19 protein-coding genes are annotated in these 17,113 nt (G+C 69.0%); 11 read left to right on the top strand and 8 right to left on the bottom strand.

Annotation, left to right across the window (positions count from 1 at the left end; translation table 11 throughout):
- Positions 1 to 132: 132 nt before the first annotated feature.
- Positions 133 to 990: a diacylglycerol kinase gene (locus tag BEK98_RS08665; protein WP_094215824.1), complete on the bottom strand. Its 858-nt coding sequence runs from the start codon at positions 988 to 990 to the stop codon at positions 133 to 135.
- A 197-nt stretch (positions 991 to 1,187) separates the two neighbouring features.
- On the opposite strand from BEK98_RS08665, the gene BEK98_RS08660 reads away from it, so the two are divergent.
- The 5 genes from BEK98_RS08660 (at position 1,188) to BEK98_RS08640 (ending at position 4,643) form a co-directional block, all read left to right on the top strand.
- The gene (locus BEK98_RS08660; protein WP_094215823.1) at positions 1,188 to 2,471 is read left to right on the top strand and encodes an adenylosuccinate synthase; all 1,284 of its coding nucleotides are present in this window, start codon (positions 1,188 to 1,190) and stop codon (positions 2,469 to 2,471) included.
- A 178-nt stretch (positions 2,472 to 2,649) separates the two neighbouring features.
- Positions 2,650 to 3,126 (top strand): hypothetical protein, encoded by a 477-nt coding sequence (locus BEK98_RS08655; RefSeq protein WP_143684090.1) that lies wholly within the window; start codon positions 2,650 to 2,652, stop codon positions 3,124 to 3,126.
- Between the two features lie 75 nt (positions 3,127 to 3,201).
- A complete protein-coding gene (locus BEK98_RS08650) occupies positions 3,202 to 3,414 on the top strand; it encodes a hypothetical protein (RefSeq protein ID WP_094215821.1) in 213 nt (70 codons plus the stop codon).
- Positions 3,415 to 3,534: 120 nt separating this feature from the next.
- Positions 3,535 to 4,176: a DUF6230 family protein gene (locus tag BEK98_RS08645; RefSeq protein WP_244201795.1), complete on the top strand. Its 642-nt coding sequence runs from the start codon at positions 3,535 to 3,537 to the stop codon at positions 4,174 to 4,176.
- On the top strand, positions 4,167 to 4,643 hold the full coding sequence (locus tag BEK98_RS08640; RefSeq protein ID WP_208643055.1) for a DUF6114 domain-containing protein: 477 nt from the start codon (positions 4,167 to 4,169) through the stop codon (positions 4,641 to 4,643). The genes BEK98_RS08645 and BEK98_RS08640 overlap by 10 nt, the downstream gene beginning before the upstream one ends.
- A 59-nt stretch (positions 4,644 to 4,702) precedes the next feature.
- Here BEK98_RS08640 and BEK98_RS08635 read toward each other — a convergent pair whose 3' ends face one another.
- Both BEK98_RS08635 and BEK98_RS08630 read right to left on the bottom strand, forming a co-directional pair.
- Positions 4,703 to 5,299 (bottom strand): hypothetical protein, encoded by a 597-nt coding sequence (locus BEK98_RS08635; protein ID WP_143684089.1) that lies wholly within the window; start codon positions 5,297 to 5,299, stop codon positions 4,703 to 4,705.
- Entirely contained in the window at positions 5,280 to 7,517 is a 2,238-nt protein-coding gene (locus BEK98_RS08630; RefSeq protein ID WP_094215818.1) for a hypothetical protein, read from the bottom strand. Before BEK98_RS08630 ends, BEK98_RS08635 begins: the two co-directional genes overlap by 20 nt.
- A gap of 378 nt (positions 7,518 to 7,895) precedes the next feature.
- Here BEK98_RS08630 and BEK98_RS08625 point away from each other — a divergent pair, with 378 nt between their 5' ends.
- Positions 7,896 to 9,713, top strand: a complete 1,818-nt coding sequence (locus tag BEK98_RS08625; RefSeq protein ID WP_094215817.1) for a bifunctional metallophosphatase/5'-nucleotidase — start codon at positions 7,896 to 7,898, stop codon at positions 9,711 to 9,713.
- Between the two features lie 84 nt (positions 9,714 to 9,797).
- Positions 9,798 to 10,256 (top strand): hypothetical protein, encoded by a 459-nt coding sequence (locus BEK98_RS08620; RefSeq protein ID WP_094215816.1) that lies wholly within the window; start codon positions 9,798 to 9,800, stop codon positions 10,254 to 10,256.
- Here the strand turns inward: BEK98_RS08620 and BEK98_RS08615 are convergent.
- Positions 10,245 to 10,439 carry a DUF397 domain-containing protein gene (locus BEK98_RS08615; protein WP_094215815.1) on the bottom strand — a complete coding sequence of 65 codons (195 nt, stop codon included), beginning with the start codon at positions 10,437 to 10,439 and terminating at the stop codon, positions 10,245 to 10,247. The two genes, BEK98_RS08620 and BEK98_RS08615, sit on opposite strands and share 12 nt — an antisense overlap.
- On the bottom strand, positions 10,436 to 11,278 hold the full coding sequence (locus BEK98_RS08610; protein WP_094215814.1) for a helix-turn-helix domain-containing protein: 843 nt from the start codon (positions 11,276 to 11,278) through the stop codon (positions 10,436 to 10,438). Before BEK98_RS08610 ends, BEK98_RS08615 begins: the two co-directional genes overlap by 4 nt.
- Before the next feature lie 124 nt (positions 11,279 to 11,402).
- On the opposite strand from BEK98_RS08610, the gene BEK98_RS08605 reads away from it, so the two are divergent.
- From BEK98_RS08605 to BEK98_RS08595, 4 genes are all read left to right on the top strand, one after another.
- On the top strand, positions 11,403 to 11,810 hold the full coding sequence (locus BEK98_RS08605; RefSeq protein WP_094215813.1) for a hypothetical protein: 408 nt from the start codon (positions 11,403 to 11,405) through the stop codon (positions 11,808 to 11,810).
- Positions 11,811 to 11,903: 93 nt separating this feature from the next.
- The gene (locus BEK98_RS08600) at positions 11,904 to 12,869 is read left to right on the top strand and encodes a helix-turn-helix domain-containing protein (RefSeq protein ID WP_094215812.1); all 966 of its coding nucleotides are present in this window, start codon (positions 11,904 to 11,906) and stop codon (positions 12,867 to 12,869) included.
- Positions 12,870 to 12,879: 10 nt separating this feature from the next.
- Positions 12,880 to 13,050 (top strand): hypothetical protein, encoded by a 171-nt coding sequence (locus BEK98_RS48905; RefSeq protein WP_167444111.1) that lies wholly within the window; start codon positions 12,880 to 12,882, stop codon positions 13,048 to 13,050.
- A 1-nt stretch (position 13,051) separates the two neighbouring features.
- Positions 13,052 to 14,050, top strand: a complete 999-nt coding sequence (locus tag BEK98_RS08595) for a peptidoglycan-binding protein (protein WP_094215811.1) — start codon at positions 13,052 to 13,054, stop codon at positions 14,048 to 14,050.
- Positions 14,051 to 14,091: 41 nt separating this feature from the next.
- Here BEK98_RS08595 and BEK98_RS08590 read toward each other — a convergent pair whose 3' ends face one another.
- From BEK98_RS08590 to BEK98_RS08580, 3 genes are all read right to left on the bottom strand, one after another.
- Positions 14,092 to 14,742 carry a hypothetical protein gene (locus BEK98_RS08590; protein ID WP_094215810.1) on the bottom strand — a complete coding sequence of 217 codons (651 nt, stop codon included), beginning with the start codon at positions 14,740 to 14,742 and terminating at the stop codon, positions 14,092 to 14,094.
- A 148-nt stretch (positions 14,743 to 14,890) separates the two neighbouring features.
- Positions 14,891 to 15,586: a GntR family transcriptional regulator gene (locus BEK98_RS08585; protein ID WP_094215809.1), complete on the bottom strand. Its 696-nt coding sequence runs from the start codon at positions 15,584 to 15,586 to the stop codon at positions 14,891 to 14,893.
- Positions 15,587 to 15,697: 111 nt separating this feature from the next.
- Entirely contained in the window at positions 15,698 to 17,053 is a 1,356-nt protein-coding gene (locus BEK98_RS08580) for an aspartate aminotransferase family protein (RefSeq protein ID WP_094215808.1), read from the bottom strand.
- Positions 17,054 to 17,113 lie beyond the last annotated feature (60 nt).

Below are 17,113 nucleotides of genomic sequence, written 5' to 3'. Positions count from 1 at the left end.
GTGGCCCCTTCCTGACCGTCACGCGCGGACACAACCGCGCCTTGATGGAGCAGGATGGTGGAGGGTGAACCGGTCCCTCAAGGGGTCGGCACGGTTAAATATTTGTCACCAGACCTTTAGAGGCCGGTCGGCTCAGGCGTGGGCGGGCAGCGTCAGCGCCCAGGCAGCCTCGCGCACGGTCCACGTCCGGCGTCGTACGGGCCCCGAGACCTGCGCGTCGGCCCGGTAGCGGAAGTCCGACCCGATCACCGTCACCGTGCGGCCACGGGCCAGCAGCGGGGTCGCCTCGGCGCCCAGCGACAGCGGCCGGACCTCCACCTCGGCGATCCCGCAGGAGCCGGGCGTCACCGACACGGCCTCCACCGGCTGGTCCAGATCGACCACCGTCGCCCCGTCGACCTCCACCCGGAGCCGGGCCGGGCCCGGGGCCGGTACGGCCGACAGGCGGGCCGGGCGGGGGGCCAGGGTGCGCACCAGGGAGCGGTACGTCGTCCGCAGCCAGGGATGCCCCGAGGGGACGCCCACCGGCTCTGCGGCGGCCGCCGCCGCCCGCACCGGGGCCGACGGGATGCCCAGCGTGCCCAGGACCACCCCGTCGCTGTCGTCCACGAGCAGGTCCAGGCGCCGCTCCGCCCCGTCCAGCACGGCCCGCGCTGCCGCCACGGCGCCGGCGGGCACGCCCAGGGACTCCGCCAGGGCCGCACCACCGACCGGCACCACCGACAGTGCGCATCCGGCCAGCTCGCGGTGGCGGTGCAGCAGGGTCACCGCGCGGACCAGCGCCCGGTCGTCGCCGACCACGACCGGGCGCCGGGACCCTCGCCGGCCGAGCGCCCGGGCGAATTCCTCGGGGCTGTCCGGCAGACACACCTTGGTGGTCGCACCCGCGCTGAGCACGTCTTTCGCGATCCGGACGGACTCCCCGTCCGTCTGCGGGGCCGCCGGATCGATGATCACCAGCAGCTGATCGGACGTCGCGAAAGTCGCCACCTCGGTCCTGCCTCGCTTCCTCGGGTAGCATCTTTGTGCAAGAGCCCCTTGCGCTATTGCGCCAGGGGCTTCGTCTATTCCGGGGCATCCGGTCCGACGGTTGTGCGACCAAAGGCGGTCGCGGTGGTACGCGGCGGTGAACCTTACGCCCCTGCCCCCGACCTTGGACATGCCCCGCCCGGAAGGGGTGTACGCGCGTGCCCGCACTTGTGCTGCTCGGTGCTCAGTGGGGTGACGAAGGCAAGGGGAAGGCCACCGACCTGCTCGGTGGCTCGGTGGACTATGTAGTGCGCTACCAGGGCGGCAACAACGCCGGCCACACGGTGGTCGTGGGCGACCAGAAGTATGCACTCCACCTTCTCCCTTCCGGAATCCTCTCTCCCGGTTGTACGCCGGTCATCGGCAACGGTGTCGTCGTCGACCCGTCGGTCCTGCTCTCCGAGCTGAGCGGTCTGAACGAGCGTGGCGTTGACACGTCCAAGCTCCTGATCAGCGGTAACGCGCACATCATCACGCCGTACAACGTGACCGTCGACAAGGTGACGGAACGCTTCCTCGGCAAGCGCAAGATCGGTACGACCGGCCGCGGCATCGGCCCGACCTACGCGGACAAGATCAACCGCGTCGGCATCCGGGTCCAGGACCTGTACGACGAGTCGATCCTTCTGCAGAAGGTTGAAGCCGCCCTCGACGTCAAGAACCAGCTTCTGACCAAGCTGTACAACCGGCGCGCGATCGCCGCCGACCAGGTCGTCGAGGAGCTGCTGGGCTACGCCGAGCAGATCAAGCCGTACGTCACCGACACCGTGCTGGTCCTCAACCAGGCGCTGGAGGACGACAAGGTCGTGCTGTTCGAGGGCGGTCAGGGCACCCTGCTCGACATCGACCACGGCACGTACCCCTTCGTCACCTCCTCGAACCCGACCGCGGGCGGTGCCTGCACCGGCTCCGGCGTGGGCCCGACGAAGATCAGCCGGGTCATCGGCATCCTCAAGGCCTACACGACCCGTGTCGGTGCCGGACCGTTCCCGACCGAACTCTTCGACGCGGACGGCGAGGCGCTGCGCCGGATCGGTGGCGAGCGGGGTGTCACCACCGGCCGTGACCGGCGCTGCGGCTGGTTCGACGCGGTCATCGCCCGCTACGCGACCCGCGTGAACGGCCTGACCGACTTCTTCCTCACCAAGCTGGACGTGCTCACCGGCTGGGAGCAGATCCCGGTCTGCGTGGCGTACGAGATCGACGGTAAGCGCGTCGAGGAGCTGCCGTACTCGCAGTCCGACTTCCACCACGCGAAGCCGGTCTACGAGACCCTGCCGGGCTGGTCCGAGGACATCACCAAGGCGAAGTCCTTCTCCGACCTGCCGAAGAACGCCCAGAACTACGTCAAGGCGCTGGAGGAGATGTCCGGCGCCCCGATCTCCGCGATCGGCGTGGGCCCGGGCCGGGACGAGACGATCGAGATCAACTCGTTCCTGTAGGCAACCGCATGCCCTGTGGCCCCCGTCGGACGATGTCCGGCGGGGGCCATGTCTTGCCGCATTCAGGTCACATTTCGTGATCTTCCTGTGACGCACGGTACTGCTCTCTTCGCGTGCACCATCCCGCGCAGCCCAAGAGAAGGAGAAGTGCGTGCGTCGTGTCCTCAAGCTTCTGGCGATGACATTGCTGGCTCTCGGCATCGGCGTGACACCCGCCCTGGCCCAGAACCCGCACTTCATCGGTGATCCCACGTGCTCCGGCAAGACGATCACCAGCAACCGGGCGAGCATCACCTGCAGTGGCTCGGTCGCCGGGCTGGGTACGGGTAAGGTCGCCATCTTCCTGACCGCGGACTCGGTGCGCGCGACGTACCTCTGCGTGAACAAGGGCGGCAACACCGCGCCGGGTCACCCCGCCATCTTCCAGGATCTGGCGGGTCCGACGCAGACCATCACCCCTCGCCAGGGGCGGGTCAACTTCTCGGTGGTGCTCCAGACGCCGCCGAACCCCTCGCCCAAGGATGCCGGGTGCCCGAACAACAACTGGCGGGTGGTCCTCACCACGGCGACCTTCAACAACGTCGTGCTGCATGTGGAGCAGCCGGTCGGTACCGAGATCCTGCACGCGGACTTCGGGAACATCGACCCGTCCTGACACCGGACCGCCCGCCGATCCGCCGTGAGGCGTGATCGGCGGGCGGTTCCGCGTTCCGCGCGGTGCAATCGGAATATGAGCAACCACCGGACGGTGCGGTGCCGGGGGCCGTACGGCGGTGAGGGGGCGCAGGCCGTCGGTACGGACTGCTCCGACCCCGCTGTGTTCGAGGTCGCCCGGTACGACCTGCCGTCGCTGCCGGTGTGCCCGATCCATCTCGGGCCCTCGCTGCTGGTGGCGAGCAGGGTGCTGTGGCCGCCGGAGATCCGGCTGATCGGCCGCCCCTGACAGGTGCGTCACCCGTACGGCGGGCCCGGCGTGTGGCCGGTTGCTGTGGCTGGGAGCCTAGGATCCGGCACTGGAGCAGGGGAAATGTCCGCCTTGTCGGGTTGAGGAGTGATCCCCTCCATGACCGAAGGAGCCGGGATGTCGCACCGCGTCGGCAGGACCCACTGGCGACGTTTCGCGACGGTCCTGGTGCCCGGCGTCGCGGCCTGCGCGACCCTCGGCATCGTCATGGGCGAGGGGGCGCTGGCAGCGTCGTTCCTCATTTCCGGCAAGAGGTTCACGGTCACCGCGGACACGCTGGTCTCTCGCGGACTCAGCAGCTACGGCATGGTGGACGTGACCAAGCGGGGCGAGCTGGTGCCGGTCCAGGTCGTCGGGTCCCGGCGCGCGACGATCAGCGGGCTGTGCCAGTCCGTACTGATCGACGTCCCGGTGCTGGGCCCGCAGACTCTGAAGATCACCGGCGGGAACGAACGCCCGGTCGAGGCGTCGAACCTGTTCCTCGACACGACGTTCCAGTCGGCCGGGGAGGCGGATTTCCGGAACTTCGACATGGGTATCGCGCAGGGGGAGATCACCAAGGGACCGATCAATCCGGGCGACAGGGACTCCCGCTTCTTCGATCCCAGCGGCTTCGGGCAGCAGGCCACGTCGGTCACCCTGACCGACGTGCACGTGACCGCGGTCGCGCTCACCGCCGGTACATTCAACGTTCCCGGCCTGCGTGTGCGGATCGAGCAGGGCCGCCACGAATGCTCCTGACCCCAGGGCGGGGCGAATCCGCCGAACGCCCCCGTATCCGCGCGACAGCCGCGCACGCCCGCCGCAGGTTCCGCGCCTGGCGTGGTGAACGCCCCTTCTGGGCCGGGTTCTTCACCCTGGCGGCGGGGCTGCCCATCCTGTACTGGCCGTATGTGAACCTGGACCTGGGCGCCATTCCGCTGGCCATGTCGACCACCCCCGGTGCCGGGTCCCTGGTCATCGGAGTCCTGCTCATCACCCTGGGGCTCAGCCTCTGGTACCAACCCCACCTGCGCCTGTTCTCCGGGATCGCCACCCTCCTGCTCGCCCTCGCCTCCTTCCCCGTGGCGAACCTCGGCGGCCTCTTCCTCGGCGTGTTCACGGGCCTGATCGGCGGCTCACTGGCCTGTTCCTGGATTCCGCCCGTCGCCGACGAACCGCCGGCAGAGACTGCGCGGCCACCCGGTCGAGGCGGGCCGACCTCGTAAGCTCCACGCGCAGGGGCACGAGGGAGTGCCCCTGCGCGTGGAGCGTGCCGCAGTGGGTGTCAGTCCCTCAGCTTGAGCGGCGCGCCCAGCCGGATCCGGGTGACACAGGGCAGGTCCTGGCGGTACTCGGTGGAGCCCTGGCGGTACCGGTAGCGGCAGTCGTCCAGGCTGCCGTGGACGGTGCCGGTCACCTTGACGCGGGCCAGGTAGTAGACGTCCGACACACGGTGCGCCTTCACCCGGACCGGGCGGCCCGCGACGTCGCGGGCCCGCTCGATCTCACCGGCGTCGGCACCGGTGAGGGAGACGCCCATCGCGTGTCCCTCGGTGTCGTTGCCGCTGACCGCCTTGTATTCCAGGACCTTCACGCCCGCCGGGACCTGGGTGATCTCGGCGTCGAGGAGGGTGAGCGGTTTCGCGGAACGGTTGCCCGTCTGCGGCAGGCTCACCCAGTACTCCGCACCGACCTGGGCGTGCTCGAAGGAGATCTCCGCCTCCGACTGCATGCCGCCGTCCAGGGCCGTGCCCCGGGCGTCGTGCGCCTTGGCCCGGGAGGGGTGGTCGTCGCACGAGGTGAGGACCGTGGTTCCCAGAGCCAGGAGCACGACGGAGGAGAGCAGCCGGATCAGGCGCGCGCTACTTCGAGTAGAAGACACCGGCGTGGCCGCTGCTGATCGAACCATTCTTGCCCCAGATCCAGTGCTTGCCGGACCGGTCGCCGGCCACGATCTTCTGCTTGTGGTTGGAGTCGTAGCCCGTCTTGGCGCCCAGGGACACCCCGAACGCGGAGACCGCGTTGCCGAACTTCACGCTCTTGCCGTGGGAGAGCTGGAGTGTGTTCCCCGGGTTCACGTAGTTGCGGTTCGCCTTCGGGGAGCGGTCGAAGTTGGCCGAGCCGTCCTTGCTGGACACGTCCTTGCCGACCGCGCCGACGGCGCCGCCCGCGGGGGCCTTGTAGCGGCTGGCCTCGATCGTGTACCAGGTCGAGCGCACGGTGCCGGAGCAGATGTGCTGGTGCTTGTACTTGATGTACTCGACCGGGACCTTGTACTGGTGGGCGTAGTGCGGGCCCTTGTTGGCGTAGCCGACGGACACGCCGGTGCTGCCGGACAGTTCCTTCGTGCCGCCGATGGACCAGTTGCCGCTGCTCTTGACGGCGATGTCGAAGCTGCTGCTCATCGACGACTCGTACTCGAAGGTCGCCTTGGCGTCCCAGCCGGCGTGGGCCTCACCGACGACCGTGTACTTGGTCGACGAGCTGTCCTTGAACTTCAGGTCGCTGCACGTCCCGGAGTCCATCGGGGTGATCGGCGGGTTGACCGTCTCGGCGCTGACGTCCTTGCCGTTCACGAGGTAGGGGTTGTAGCTCGCGGCGAGCGTGCTGTTGTCGCTCTGCCACAGCGGGGTGTCCTGGTCCGTCGCCGTGGGGTTCGCCGCGACCTGGGCGGCGAAGGTCTGGGGCTCCGTGGACGCGGCGTAGGTGTCCTGGCTGGTGCTGCTCAGGGTGTTCGGGGCCAGCTTGACCGTGTGGTCGCCGTCCGCCGCGGCCGTGACCGCCGACGGGGTCGCGGGGGCGTTGAGCACCGTCGACAGCGCGTCCACGCCCAGCACCGGCACACCGCTCGTGGCGGTGGTGCCCGTGGCGGTGGCCTGGACGTTGAGGACTCCGTTGTTGTCGTCCACGGCCTTCTGCACGGCGGCCGGCAGAGTGCTCGGCAGGGTCAGGGACCAGCTGCCGTCGGCGGCGGTGGTGGCCGTGCCCAGGATCGGCTCGGTGACCTGGCCGGTGGCGTCCGGGTCGGTGTCGGAGGCCATGACGGTGACGGGCAGTCCGGGCGCGGCATTGCCGTTGCCCAGCGTGAACTTGCCGGTGACCGTACGGGTGGGAGCCGGGACGGTGTTGTCGGCCGGGTCGGTGGCCGCCTCGCCGCCGGTCTCGTCCGGCGGGGTGCCGAAGTACGGCGCGATCTCGGGGTCCGGGTCGGTCAGGCAGGGGCCGGCGTCCGCCATGATCTCGCCCACGACGCCGGAGCGGATGTCGTCGTCCACGCTCGTCCACGGGCCGGTCGTGAAGGACCGGATCTGGCCGGTGGTGTCCGGGTCGCTGGTGACCGACTGGGTGCTGATGGCGCCGCCGCCGGGCGACCAGGCCTGGGCCGCGTCCACGCCCGTGGCGATGTCCGTGGAGCCCCACAGCTTGAAGCTGGTGCCGATCGGCAGGACGACGGTCTGCTGGATGGTGCCGTCCTTCAGCCACTGCACCGCGGAGTTGACCATCCACGCATCGTCCGCATTGGCGATCGACGTGGTGATGCTCGACTTCATGTCGGTCGCCACCTGCGTGATGGTGCCGTCACCGGTGGCCGGGCTGGACTGCTTGTAGACGTCCATGGTGCCGTCGGAGGCGACGACGAGGATCCACTGGCCGTTGGTCAGGATCCGCTTGGCCGAGGACCAGTTGAAGCTGTAGGTCTTGACCGCGGTGAGCAAGGAGCCGCCGGTGGCGGTGTTGTCCTTGTACGCCTTCACCTGGCCGCCGATGGTGGCTTCGTAGATGATGCCGTTGCCGCCGCCGGTGAAGACCTTGCTCGTCATCGGCAGCGTCGCCGTGTACAGGGTGTCCAGCAGGTCGGCGTCCGCGCTCTGCGGACCCCACTGCATGTACTTGTGCAGGGTCCGCTTGCTGGCGATGTTGTTGCTGGTGGCCGGCTCGAACACATAGGTCGGCACGGAGTAGGTCGTGCAGTCCGCCGCGGATGCCGGGGTGCCCCCGGTCAGGGCCTGCGGGGCGGCGGTCAGTCCGGCGGTGAGCACGATCGTGCTCAGCGCCTGGACGGCCGTGGCCGTGCCGCGCCGTCGTGAGACAGATGACATTGGTTCCCCCCAATGTGCGGGCGAGCCTGGGTCGTTGCTCGCGCTGCCGCACATCGAACCATCACCAACGTCGCAGGTCACCAGCACAATCGGAGTAGTTGACTCCAGTTCAGCGCACGGCATGTCCACATTTGGAACCGGTGGATCCGATATGCGGACGCGATTCCTTGAGCGAGATCTGAGCTTTCCCCGCAGCCGCTTTGCCGGTTCATCGACAGAAACAGACCGTTAATTGGTCAACCACTCCAGAAAATGACCCGGACATGACCTGCTTCTGGTTCTCGCGGAGCGGTGGTGCCGAGAAGCATCTACGCGGGTAGCCCCGCACGGCACTCGTACCGAACCTCCTCCACTCCAGCCCTCTCCAGGAGCCTCGCCATGTCCCTCAGTCCCATGAACCGCCGGGATTTCGTGAAGAAGTCGGCCGTCACCGGTGCGGCGGTCGCCGCCGCGGGGACCGTCGCGGCAGCCCCTGCCCAGGCGGCCGGACAGCAGCCCGAAAAGACGCCCCGCACCTGGTCGTTCTCCATCCTGGGGACCACCGACCTGCACAGCCACGTCTTCGACTGGGACTACTACAAGGACGCCGCCTACACCGACAAGGCGGGCAACTCGGTGGGCGTGGCCCGGGTGGCCACCCTCATCAAGCAGCAGCGCGAGGCGAAGGGCGAGCACCGTGTACTGCTCGTCGACGCCGGCGACATCATCCAGGGGACCTCGCTCGCCTACTACTTCGCGCGCGTCGACCCGATCACGGGCACCGACGGCAAGCGCGGCCCCAGGCACCCGATGGCCGTCGCCATGAACGCCATGCGCTACGACGCGGCCGCCCTCGGCAACCACGAGTTCAACTACGGCATCGACACGCTCCGCAAGTTCGAGAGCCAGTGCCACTTCCCGCTGCTCGGCGCCAACGCCCTGGACGCGAAGACCCTGCGCCCCGCCTTCCAGCCCTACACCGTGAAGCGGATCTGTGTGCCGGGCGCCCCGGACATCAAGGTCGGCATCCTGGGCCTCACCAACCCCGGCATCGCGCTGTGGGACAAGGACAACGTCAGCGGGAAGATGGTCTTCCCGGGCCTGGTCGAGCAGGCGAAGAAGTACGTGCCCCGGCTGCGCGCGCTCGGCTGTGACGTCGTCTTCCTGACCGACCACTCGGGCCTCGACGGCTCCTCCTCCTACGGCGACGAACTCCCGTACGTGGAGAACGCCTCCAACCTCGTCGCCCAGCAGGTGCCCGGCATCGACGCGATCCTCGTCGGCCACACCCATGTCGAGGTCCCGTCGTACACGGTGAAGAACGAGGAGACCGGCGAGGACGTCCTGCTCTCCGAGCCGTACTGCTGGGGCTACCGGCTGAGCGTCTTCGACTTCGAGCTGGAGCTGCACCACGGCCAGTGGAAGGTCACCGGCAAGACGGCCCAGACCCTCAACCCCAACACGGTGGACGAGGACCCGGAGATCAAGAAGCTCCTGGAGGCCGACCACGAGCTGGTCGTGAAGTACGTCAACACGGCGGTCGGCACCTGCACCGCGGACCTCTCGGCGGCCGAGTCCTGCTGGAAGGACGTGCCGATCATGGACTTCATCCACAAGGTGCAGATGGACAGCGTGAAGGCGGGGCTCTCGACGGCCGACGCGGCGCTCCCGCTGATCTCGGTGGCGGCCCCCTTCAGCCGCACGGCCGACATCCCGCAGGGCAGCGTGACCATCAAGGACATCGCCGGGCTCTACATCTACGACAACACCCTGTACGGCAAGAAGCTGACGGGTGCGCAGCTCAAGGAGTACCTGGAGTACGGGGCGAAGTACTACTACCAGGTCCCGGCCGGTACGAAGGTGGACACGGCCACGCTCACGAACGCCAACAAGTTCTGGGACTACATGTACGACACGGCGGCGGGCGTCGACTACGAGATCGACATCGCGCAGGCCGAGGGTTCGCGCATCAAGAACCTGAGCTACAACGGCGCCCCGGTCGCCGACGACCAGGTCTTCGTCGTGGCGGTCAACAACTACCGGGCGAACGGCGGTTCCGGTTACCCGCACATCGCCTCTGCGCCGATCGCCTACAGCTCCACCAACGAGATCCGCCAGCTGATGATCGACTACGTGACGGCGAAGAAGACCCTCGACCCGGCGGACTTCGCGGTCACCAACTGGAAGCTGACGCAGGCCGGAACTCCGGTGTTCTGAGATGAACGCCTGATCGCTGGTCGGCGTCGTAGTGGTGTTCCGTGCTGAAGGCGTGCACCGCACACCACGAAGGAGACCGATCCAGTGACCCGGATCCGAACTGCCGTCATCGGTCTGGCCGTTGGAACCCTCGCCCTCTCCGCCTGCGGCGGTGAGGGCCCGGCCGAGGCGGACCGCGGCCAGACCGCCGCCGAGTGGGTCGCCTGTTCCACGACGATGGTCATCGGCGATGTGGCGTCGGCGAGCCCGTCCGCCCGGCACAAGGGGCGCATCGCGGTGACGGTCGAGGCCACGGAATGGCTCAAACCGGCCCATGGAGACCGCCGGATCACCCTCGACGTCGTCGACCCGGGCGTGACGGACGCGCAGCGCAAGGTGAAGCCCGGGCAGCATCTGCTCATCGCCGTCCCCGAGCGGGCGAGTCTGGAGCCGGGGGTCTACCAGGGCGACCAGCTGCAGCTGGAGCGGCGCCGGATCAAGAAGGCCCTGCAGGCGGCGAAGGCCACTGAGTGCCCTTCTCCGTGGGTGAGTTCAGGTGCCTGATGTTCCGGTTGTCGAGTGACCCAGGAAGTCGGCCCAGGCCGTGGGGGAGACCGACAGCCGGGGGCCGGTGGGGTTCTTGGAGTCCCGGATGTGGATGGTGTGGGGGCAGGTGGCTACTTCGACGCAATCGCCGCCACTGTCGTTGCTGTAGCTCGACTTGAACCACCGCAGGGTGCTCGTCATGTCCGCTCTTCTCCTGCCAACTTCTGGATGAGGCTTAGCGAGTCGTCCCGGCTCAGAGCCTGTGTGCGGATCTTCGCATACCGGTGCGTGAGGTGAGCGACCTTTGCGGGATCGCTGACCAGCACACTCTCGTCTTCGATCTCCATGTAGACCACGTGGTGATGATCCTTCGTCACCACCAGCACCATGTCGCCTCGCGTGCCCGCGTGTCCGCCTCTCAACCCGCGTTCCATAGGCATCACTTGGATGCTGACGTTGTCCCGCTCCGCGTCCTCCGCGAGCGAGCGCAGCTGGTCCCGCAGTACTTCCCAGCCGCCGATCGGCCGACGAAGCGCTGACTCGTCCAGGATCAGCTCGATCATGGGCGTGGGATCTGTACGGTCCAGCAACGCCCGGCGAGCAATACGCGCCTCGACCAGCTCCTCCACCTTGGCGTCAGGGAGCTTGGGAAAGCCGCCACCGATGAGTGCGCGGGCGTATTCAGGGGTTTGAAAGCGGCCGTCGATCACGTACGTCTGGTACGACGACAACGAGACCGCCTCCCGCTCCATCAGCGCGAAGTTCTTGAACTGCGGCGGGTACTTGTCGAGAAGGATGAACTTCCGCGCCTTCTCGAAGATCCCCAGCCCGCCCCCGATCTCCTTCTCCAACGCAACCAGCATCTTGTCGCTGGCGGGCTGCGCACAAGTCTCCATCGCGCTGATTGCGGACGCCGTGTAGCCGATCCGCTTGCCCAACTCCTCCTGAGTCAGGCCCAGCTGCTCACGCAGTGCTTTCGCCAAAGCGGCAACGAGAAGTGCCGTGCCGCCCGCCTCCACCTTGTTCTCTGCCCGCGCCATGCGGTCACCCCCGGACTCAACCGAACTCAACCGGTCATCGGCACTCCGCGTCGACTCTCGACCGTTCCGAAGGGTCGACAGAGAGTTATGGAAGAAGGTAGCGCCCGCCACTGACACTGGCCGCATGAATACGCAAAGTGACCCCACCCTTGAATGGATTCCCGCCACCGGCATCCAACTCCGCAAGGCAGGGGTCCAATTCGACGCGGTGCGGCTCGACGGGGACCACGGGCGCGAGGTCGCCGACCGGCTGGCGCGGATGACCGGCGGTGATCCGGGACCGGTGGTGGAGTCCGGCAGCGGGCGGCGCTGTGTCTACTTCCTCGTCGCGGCCGGGAGTACCGCCCACCACAGCTGGCCGGAAGACGTCACCCGGCTGACGAGCGGCCCGTACCGGATCAGCTTCATCCCGATCCCCGCCCTCGAAGGCCAGACGTGGCCCCTCACCTGGCGCTATCCGCCCACCGCCCCGGACCGCCTCGTGCACACCCTGCTGCTGCGCACCGCGCTCCGGGAGGATGCCCAACCCTGACTGGTCACTGCGGCAAGCCGTCGACGATACGGGGCGACCGGCTGGTATTCCTGGCCTCTGCGTATTTGATCTTTCCAAGGGGGACAGAGGCTCGTGGAAGCATGGGCTCAGGCGTTGGGCGGGTTGTACGAGAGACCGGGCGACGCCCGGACCGATCAGGGGGAGCAGCTCCGGGGGACGGTAAGGGAGTTGGGTTCCGTCCGGCTGTCCACCGTAAGAGGGCCCGCCGCAGAGGTGCGGGGGGACGGGCGAGTGGCCGGCTGGCACCTCGTGCTGGTGCAGGACGGGGAACTGGAGCTGGAGCAGGCAGGGCGGACCGCGCGGATCGAAGCGGGCGGGTTCGTGCTGCTCGACTCGGGGCGGCCGTTCCGCATACGGCTGGCCGGGGCGTCGAACACGGTGCTCGCGACGCGTCTGGCGGGTCGCCCGCAGCCGCATGACGGTCTCGTGGCACGGGAGTTGGGCCGTCGGCCCGGGGTCGCCCAGCTGGTGGCGGGGTTTCTCGTCGGCCTGGCGGCGGACACCGCCCCGTACGGGCCCGGTGACGAACTGCGGCTCGGCACCGTGGTGTCCGACCTGGTCGTGCTCCTCCTCGACGAGGGGCTCGGTGACTCGGCACTGCTTCCGCGCATCCAGGCGTACATCGTGCAGCGCCTGGGAGAGGAAGGGCTCACGCCGGACCGGGTCGCCGCGGCGCACCACATCTCCACCCGCTATCTGCACCGGCTCTTCCAGCGTCAGGGACTCACCGTCGCGTCATGGATCAAGGGCCAGCGGCTGGAGCGGTGCCGGCGCGACCTGGCCGATCCGGGGCTGCGTCACCTGCCCGTCCATGTGGTCGCGGCGCGTTGGGGGTTCGCGCAGGCGGCCGATTTCAGCCGGGCGTTCCGTGCCGCCTACGGGACCACGCCGACGCGCTTTCGCGCGGGTGTTCCCGGGATGTGGGGACGCCACCTGCCAAGAAACTGTGCGCGCAGCGCCAACGACGTGCGCGTACCGGCACAGCAGACTCATGGACATGACGAGGCACGGCGGATCGTGCCTGTCACTGCACATTAGGGGGAACTCCATGCCTGAGAACGGAGCGCAGCTCGCCGCTGCGGCCGGTGGCAAGCCCGTCGAACCACGCGGCGGCGCCGGAATCTTCGACGTCGACCCGGACCAGTCCGGCGTGAGCCAGGACCCGAACGTCATCGTCAAGGGCGACATCGACGCTCTCCCCGAGAACGGGGAGGCGTGACATGGGGTCTGTAGACGGAATGCTCGCGCAGATGCGCAGCCTGCTGGGCACCGCGGAGTACCCGCCCGGCTCGAACCACAACAAGATCACCGAGTGGTACGGCATGAATGACGCCTGGTGCGACATGACGGTCAGCTACGCCGCCGCCCACTCGGACAACCTGGGCGCGATCGGCGGCAAGTTCGCATACACCGTCGCCCACGCGCAGTCGTTCCAGTCGCGGGGCCTGTGGCACTACGGGACCGGCGGCATACGGTCGGGCGACGTCGTCTTCTTCGACTGGAGCGGCAGCCAGTCCATCGGCGCCATCGACCACGTCGGTGTCGTCGAGGCGGTGCACTCCGACGGCACCATCACCACCATCGAGGGCAACACCAGCGACCAGTGCATGCGGCGGCTGCGCAACTGCAGCACCATCGTCGGCTACGGCCGCCCCAGCTACGGCGACGCCAGCCCGCTGCCCGCCTCGGACGGCATCCTGCGCAAGGGTTCCACGGGCGACGCGGTCAAGACGCTCCAGCAGAACCTGAACACGGTCATGGGGTCCGGTCTTGACGTCGACGGCGACTTCGGGCCGGCCACCGACACGGCGGTGCGTGCCTTCCAGGCGAAGTACGGCCTGACGGTCGACGGTGAGTACGGGCCGGCCTCGGCGGCGGCGATGGAGGCCGCGCTCAAGGGCGGCACCAAGCCGCAGCCGCCGGCCCCGCGTCCGCCGTCCGGCGGCCAGCTGGAGGTCGACGGGGACTTCGGGCCCGCGACCTGTTCCGCGCTGCAGCGCGCGCTCAACCAGCACGGCGCGAAGCTGTCCGTGGACGGTGGCTTCGGGCCGCAGACGAAGAAGGCGCTCCAGAGCTACCTGGGGGTGACCGCGGACGGCGTGGTCGGCCCCAACACGGTCCGGGCCCTGCAGAAGAAGGTCGGCTCGGGCGTCGACGGCCAGTGGGGTCCCGACACCACCCGGCATCTGCAGCAGGCGCTCAACGCGGGCACCTTCTGATCGTCGGCTGCCGATCGCCGTCTTCTTGATCGTCGGCGTCGTCAGCTGAACACGATCATCGACCCCTGTGCCAGGGACCGCGTCGCCGCCGCGTGCAGGCCGAGCCACACGTGGCGTTCGCGAGCGAAGGGGCTGGGGTCGTAGGGCGCCGGTACCGCGGGCTCCTCCAACTCGGTGGGGCCCGACGGCGGTGCCGGCGCCGTCGGCGGATTGGCCGGGTCGATGCCGATCGACGGGGCGACGAGTTCCAGTTCCCTGAGCAGGGCCTGGGAGGAGCCCAACGGGCCGCCCCCGGCGAGGAGTTCGTCGCTGGACAGCGGGCTCGGGAAGTCGACCGGGACGTAGGCGCCCGCGTGGTCGTAGTGCCACACCAGGTGGGACTGCTGGGCCGTGGACTCGAACATCTCCAGCAGCTGCTCGTAGTCGCCGCCCAGTTCGTCCACCGGGGTCACCGGCAGCCCGCACACCTGGAGCAGATAGGCCCGGCGCAGGAAGTGCAGCGCGTCGTAGTCGAATCCGGCCACCGGGGCGACCTCGCCGGACAGGCCCGGCATGTACTGGTACACCGGCACCGGTGGGAGACCGGCCGCGGCCAGCGCGTTGTTGTAGTGCGCGAGTTCCTCGGCGAACGGGTTGTCCGGGGTGTGGCACAACACGTCGACGAGCGGGACCAGCCACAGGTCACAGGCCAAAGGACAGCTCCTAGTGTGGGTCGATCACAGGCCGCACCCCGCGGGCAGGGCGGTCAGGGAAGGGTAATCGCTACGGGTCATGTCGACGCCCCCTGGTGCGACTTCTACCCTCGGTACGGCTTGTTCGCACAGCACGGGACCCGGCTGATCAGGCCTGCTCGGCCAGGCGCTCGATGAGGGCGAGGGCGTGGGCGTTGGCCGCGGTCACGATGGCGCGGGCCGTTTCCGCGTCGCGGCGGGCCAGGGCGTCGACCAGGTCGGTGTGGCCGGCCCACAGGTGGTCGCGCACGTCGGGGAGGCGGCGCAGGTGCTGGACCGCGCAGACCCAGGACTGGACCCGCAGCCGGTGCAGGAAGTCGGCCAGGTAGGGGTTGCCGAACAGGCCGCTCAGTTCGCGCCAGAAGCGCAGGTCGTAGCCGATCAGCACGGTGAGGTCACCGGCGGCCGCGGCCCGCTGGGCCTCCTCGCCGCGCCGGCGCACCGCCGCCAGCGCCGCCGCGGTCCGCGGGTCCTCGGCGGCGGTGAAGGCCGGGTGGTGGGTGCTGAGGGCCCGGAACATACCGTCGGTGACCAGGCCGCGGGCCTCGATCATGCCCCGGTAGTCGGCCAGCGAGTACTCGGGGACGCGGAAGCCGCGGTGCTGGTCGGCCTCCAGGATGCCCTGCGCGGACAGGTCCACCAGCGCCTCGCGGACCGGGGTCGCCGAGACGCCGTACTGGTCGGCGATCTCCTTGACGGTGACCGCCCGGCCCGGTTGCAGACGCCCCGCCAGCACCTCGTCACGCAGTGCGTCCGCGATCTGCTGGCGCAGAGTGCTGCGCGTCACGGCACCGTTGCCGGGCATCGTCCGGGCCTCTCCTCACACGTATGGGTGACGTACTCGTACGTACTCGCACTCTCTTACGAGCACGTCACCTTACGCGTTCGGGCTCCCGTGGCGGCAGCTGCGGTTCCGTTACACCGTGTGCTCGTCGGCGACGCTCAGCGCCGCGTCCAGGGCCGCCAGGCCCTCCTTCAGCTCGGCCTCGGTGACGTTGCAGGGCGGGACGATGTGGGTCCGGTTCATGTTGATGAAGGGCCACAGTCCCTGCTGCTTGGCGGCGGCGCCGAACGCGGCCATGGGGGCGTTCGCCTCGCCGGCCGCGTTGTAGGGCACCAGCGGCTCCCGGGTCTCCCGGTCCTTCACCAGGTCCAGCGCCCAGAACATGCCGACGCCGCGGACCTCGCCGACGCTCGGGTGCCGCTCGGCCAGCTCGGCCAGGGCGGGGCCGACGACGCTCTCGCCGAGCCGCTTGGCGTTCTCCACGACGCCCTCCTCCGCCATCACGTTGATCGTGGCGACGGCGGCGGCGCAGGCCAGCGGGTGGCCGGAGTAGGTGAGACCGCCCGGGTACGGCCGCTTGCCGAAGGTCTCCGCGATCTTCTCCGAGATCGCCACACCGCCGAGGGGCACGTAACCCGAGTTCACACCCTTGGCGAAGGTCATCAGGTCCGGGACGACACCGGACAGGTCCGCCGCGAACCACTCACCGGTCCGCCCGAACCCGGACATGACCTCGTCCAGGATGAAGACGATCCCGTACTTGTCGCAGATCTCACGGACCCCGGCCAGATAGCCCGGCGGCGGGACCATGATCCCGGCGGTGCCGGGCACGGTCTCCAGGATGATCGCCGCGACCGTACCCGGCCCCTCGAACGCGATCGTCGTCTCCAGGTGCTCCAGGGCCCGCGCGGTCTCCTGCTCCTCCGTCTCCGCGTAGAAGCGGGAGCGGTACAGGAAGGGCGCCCAGAAGTGGACGACCCCGGCGCCGGCGCTGTCGGAGGCCCAGCGGCGCGGGTCACCGGTGATGTTGATCGCCTGCTGGGTGCCGCCGTGGTACGAGCGGTACGCCGAGAGCACCTTCGGGCGGCCCGTGTGCAGCCGGGCCATGCGCACCGCGTGCTCGACGGCGTCCGCGCCGCCGTTGGTGAAGAAGATCTTGTCCAGGTCGCCGGGGGTCCGCTCGGCGATCAGCCGGGCCGCCTCCGAACGCGCCTCGACGGCGAACGCGGGCGCGAACGTCGTCATCGTCGCCGCCTGCTCCTGGATCGCGGCGACGACCTTGGGGTGCTGGTAGCCGATGTTGGTGAAGACGAGTCCGCTGGTGAAGTCCAGGTACCGCTTGCCGTCGTAGTCCCAGAAGTACGACCCCTCGGCGCCGGCGACGGCGAGCGGGTCGATGAGGTCCTGGGCGGACCAGGAGTGGAAGACGTGGGCACGGTCCGCGGCCTTCACCGCGGCGCCGGCTTCGGGGCTGAGCTGAGGGGTCATGCGGGCGAGCGTAAATGTCCGGGATGCGGACGCGACATCGGCGTCTTGTTCCGTGGGCGG

Source organism: Streptomyces diastatochromogenes (assembly GCF_002242805.1).
Lineage (GTDB): Bacteria > Actinomycetota > Actinomycetes > Streptomycetales > Streptomycetaceae > Streptomyces > Streptomyces diastatochromogenes.
The sequence above is the reverse complement of the archived record's forward strand: the minus strand, read 5'-3'. Positions and strand labels throughout refer to the sequence as shown.